Source organism: Paenibacillus jamilae (genome assembly GCF_050482105.1).
In the GTDB taxonomy this organism is placed as follows: domain Bacteria; phylum Bacillota; class Bacilli; order Paenibacillales; family Paenibacillaceae; genus Paenibacillus; species Paenibacillus jamilae_B.
In genome coordinates, this window is sequence record NZ_JBCNHI010000058.1 from 1 (window position 1) to 5,214 (window position 5,214).

Annotated in this window: 1 protein-coding gene; it reads left to right on the forward strand. The window is 41.3% G+C overall.

Annotation, left to right across the window (positions count from 1 at the left end; all coding sequences use genetic code 11):
* Positions 1–5,214, forward strand: a 5,214-nt coding sequence (locus ABEW32_RS26260; protein WP_430193234.1) for an amino acid adenylation domain-containing protein, incomplete at both ends; no start/stop codon positions are given.

Sequence of the window (5,214 nt, forward strand, 5' to 3'; positions counted from 1 at the left end):
CCTGACGGCAACCTAGAATACCTGGGCAGGATCGACCATCAGGTAAAGATAAGAGGCTACAGGATAGAACTGGGTGAAATAGAGAACCGGTTATTAAAGCATGAAGCAATAAAAGAAGCGGTGGTATTGGACAAAGAAGGAGCTGACGAAAATAAGTATCTTTGTGGATACGTCGTACCGGATCAAGAAATAACCGTACAGGGGATGAGGGAACACTTGTCAAAAGAGCTCCCGGACTACATGATCCCTTCCTACTTTGTGCGGATGGAAAAGCTGCCATTGACCCCTAATGGAAAAATAGACAGGAAAGCATTGCCTGTGCTCGATAGCAATGTTAATACCGGCGTAGAATACGTAGTACCTTCGGGAGAAATAGAGGAGAAACTTGCGCTGTTGTGGCGGGATATCCTTGGAATAGAGAAGGTAGGAAGAAATGATAACTTTTTTATGCTTGGGGGACACTCGTTAAAGGCAACAAGCCTTGTAGCAAGAATTCACAAAGAGTTCAATATAGACATACCTCTTAAGGAAATATTCAAGACACCAACCATCTTAGAAATTGCCAGATATATTAAAGACTCAAAGGAGAGCCTATATCAGTCAATCCAACCGGCAGGAGAAATGGAATACTACCCTATGTCATCTGCACAAAGAAGGCTGTATATACTAAACCAGCTTGAAGGGGCAGGGACAGCATACAACATGCCTGGTATTATGCTGCTGGAAGGAAGCATTGATACAGCGCGTTTCCAGGAAGTCTTCAGGCAGCTGGTAAAAAGGCATGAGACTCTTAGAACATCGTTCCACATGATCGATGGTAACCCGGTCCAGAAGGTTCATGACCATGTGGAATTCAGCGTGATGTACTTTGAAACTAACGAAGAAAAAGCCGCAGAGTATGCTGGGGAATTTGCCAGACCTTTTGATCTTGGCAAGGCTCCTCTGCTAAGGGTAGAGCTTGTAAAAACGGGAGAAGACAGGCATCTTATGATGTTTGATATGCATCACATTATATCCGATGGTGTCTCCATGGACATACTGATTCGTGAGTTTATGGATCTTTATGAAGGAAACAACCCTCCAGCACTTCGGATACAGTACAAGGACTACGCTGTATGGCAGAATAAACTGTTTGATGAGGGCGGAATTAGCAGCCAGGAGGAATACTGGCTCCAAGCATTCCAGGGAGAAATACCTGTACTGAATATGCCGCTAGACTATCCAAGGCCTGTAATACAAAGCTTTGAAGGGGATTTTTTTAGCTTTGAAGCAGGCAGTGAGCTTACGAATAAATTAAACAAGCTTGCAAGGGATAATGGGGCTACGCTTTACATGACACTGCTCGCGGCATACAACATATTGCTGTCTAAGCACACCGGACAGGAAGACATAATCGTTGGAAGCCCTATAGCCGGAAGGCCACATTCAGACCTGCAGGATATCCTTGGTATGTTTGTAAATACCTTGGCTATGAGAAATTACCCCAAGGGAGATAGTACCTTTGTAGAATTCTTGAATGAAGTAAGAGAAAACGCTCTAAGGGCTTATGACAATCAGGATTACCAATTTGAAGAACTGGTTGAGAAGCTTAACTTGAAGAGGGACATGAGCAGAAACCCACTGTTTGATACTATGTTTACCATGCAAAATGCCTCTAAGGTAGAATTTGCAGTACCTGGTGTAAGCTTCAGACCTTTTAATAACGGGCTAGAGTATAGAATATCAAAATTTGACCTATCCATTGATGCAATAGAGCGTGAAGATGGTATGGCTTTTAGCTTTGAATATTGTACTCGGCTTTTCAAAAAAGAGACTATAAAAAGGTTGGCGGTTCATTACCTTAACGTGTTGGAAGAGATAACCGCAAATCCGTTTAAAAGGTTGTCGGAAATAAATATGTTGTCCCAGGAGGAAAAACAGCAAATAATCTATGGCTTCAATGATACAAAAGTAGAATATCCTAAGGATAAGACCATACAAGAGCTATTTGAAGAACAAGTGGAAAAGACGCCTGATAACATAGCAGTAGTATTTGAAGATAAATACTTGACTTACGGAGAACTTAATGAAAAGGCCAATCAACTGGCTTGGATCTTAAGGGACAAGGGATTAAAACCTGACAGTGTAGTAGCTATAATGGTAGACCGGTCCATAGAAATGATAATAGGTGTAATTGCTGTATTTAAAGCAGGAGGCGCGTATTTACCCATAGACACCGAATATCCTGAAGAACGAATCAGATATATGATCGATGACAGCTTGGCTGGAATTATTCTTACGCAAGAACATCATAAAGAAAAAATTAAATTTGATCTTGATATTATAAGCTTTGATGACTGTGTGAATTACAACGGGAGAACAGAAAATCTTCCTGTCATTAATAAATCTTGTAATTTAGCATATGTCATTTATACATCAGGAACCACAGGAAAGCCAAAGGGGATCATGATAGAGCATAGAAGTCTTGTCAACATATCTTACGCATGGAAAAAGGAATATAGGCTTGCGGATATGGATGTAAAGCTGTTGCAAATCGCAAGTTTTTCTTTTGATGTATTTGTGGGAGATGTTTCGAGAACGCTGCTCAACGGAGGCCAAATGGTTATTTGTTCATCCGAGGAGAGATACGATCCTGCACGATTATATTCACTTATTAAAACCCATAAAATAACCATCTTTGAATCCACACCGGCACTGATTATTCCTCTTATGGATTATATCCATGATAATGCTTTGATTATTGATAGCCTCAAGTTGCTTATACTTGGATCAGATACTCTCTCTGTGGAAGATTATGAAAGATTACAATCCTGGTATGGAGAGAAACTGCGGGTTGTTAATAGCTATGGGGTTACTGAGTCCACCATAGATTCCAGTTATTACGAAAAGAGACTGGGAAGCTATTTGGAATCCGGGAGTGTACCTATCGGAAAGCCAATGCAAAATATAAAATACTACGTTGTTGACAAACACTTGAGACCTCAGCCTACAGGGGTTTTGGGTGAGTTGTGCATAGGGGGAGAAGGGCTTGCAAGGGGATATCTAAACCGGCCCGAACTGACAGCTGAAAAATTTGTACCTAACCCGTTTATACCAGGGGAAAGGATGTATCGTACAGGGGATCTGGCCAGATGGCTGTCTGATGGGAATATGGAATTTTTAGGAAGAGTAGATCATCAGGTAAAGATAAGGGGATTTAGAATAGAGCTGGGGGAAATAGAAGCACAACTGCTAAAGCACGTTTCAATAAAGGAAGCAGTGGTTATTGCAAGGGAAGATCAGAAGGGAAACAAGTATCTGTGTGCCTATGTGGCAGGGGAAAATGAATTAACAATAGCAGAACTAAGGGGACATCTCTTAAAGGACCTTCCAGACTATATGATACCATCCTATTTTATGCAGTTAAAAAAGCTGCCGCTGACTCCCAATGGCAAAATAGATAGGAAGGCATTGCCCGAACCTGACGGCAATATCGATGCTGGAATAGAGTATGTCGCACCCTTGGGTGAAGTGGAGGAGAAACTTGCGGGGTTGTGGCAGGATATCCTTAGTATAGAGAAAGTGGGAAGAAACGACAATTTCTTTGAGCTGGGGGGACATTCCTTAAGGGCAGCAAATCTTATTGCCAGGATTCACAAAGAGTTCAATGTAAACATACCGCTTAAAGAAATATTTAAGAGCCCAAATATGTCTGAAGTTGCCGAGTGCATCAAGATTGCAAAGGAGAGTGTATTTCATTCTATTGGGCCGGCTGGGGAGATGGAGTACTATCCAATTTCATCCGCCCAGAAAAGGCTGTATATTCTAAACCAGCTTGACGCAGTTGGGATGGCATACAACATGCCTGGTATTATGCTAATTGAAGGCAAACTCGATAAACTGCGCTTTGAACAGGCTTTTAGGGAGCTTGTTGACAGACATGAGTCTTTCCGTACCTCATTCCATATGATAGATGGTAAACCGGTACAAAAGGTCCATAGCAATGTGGATTTTAGTGTTATGTATATGGAAACCGATGAGGAAAGAGCTGCGAAAATAGCCAGTGAATTTATTAGGACCTTTGACCTTGATGAGGCTCCTTTACTTAGGGTTGGGCTTATAAAAGTTGGAGAAGACAGATATATTATGATGTTTGATAAGCACCATATTATATCTGACGGGGTGTCTGACGACATACTGGTAAGAGAATTTATGAGCCTGTATGAAGGTAAGGAACTTCCGGAACTTAAGATTCAGTACAAGGATTTTTCCGTATGGCAGAACAGGCTGTTTGCTGATGGGACAATTAGTAAGCAGGAAGAATACTGGCTCCAAGTATTCAAAGGAGAAATTCCTTTGCTTAATATGCCGCTAGACTACCCTAGGCCAGCTATACAGAGTTTTGAGGGAGATGTGATCAGTTTCAAAGCAGGCAAGGAGCTTGCTGTTAAACTGAATAAACTTGCAGTGAATAATGGTGCCACGCTCTACATGGTACTTTTAGCTTCATACAATGTCCTTTTATCCAAGTACACCGGACAGGAAGATATTATAGTTGGAAGTCCCGTTGCAGGAAGGCCGCATACTGATCTTCAGGACGTTATTGGTATGTTTGTAAACACGCTAGCCATGAGGAATCACCCTCAAGGTGGAAAGACTTTTGTGGACTTCCTTAATGAAGTAAGAGAAAACTCCTTAAGGGCTTACGAAAACCAAGATTACCAATTTGAAGAACTGGTAGATAAGCTTAATCTGGAAAGGGATCTGGGCAGAAATCCACTTTTCGATACTATGTTTGTACTGCAAAATATCGAGGCATCAGAAGTGAAGATGGATGGGCTAAGGTTTATGCCCTATGACAGTGAAGTAAGAATATCCAAGTTTGACTTGACTTTAAACGCTGAGGAAACAGAGGACGGTATTGCATTTGAATTGGAGTATGCTACCAGGTTGTTTAAGAAAGAGTCAGTTATAAGGCTTATTGCCCATTACCTTAATGTATTGGAAGAGGCAGCAGCCTTTCCTGAAAAAAGGCTATTAGAAATTGATATGCTGTCACAAGACGAAAAACATCAAATATTATATGAATTTAATAATACAAAAGCAGGATACCCTCGGGAAAAGACCATCCATCAGATTTTTGAGGAACAGGTGGAACGGACACCCAATAATATTGCTGTAGTGTTTGAAGATAAACAGCTGACTTATAGGGAGCTAAACGAAAAGGCAAACCAA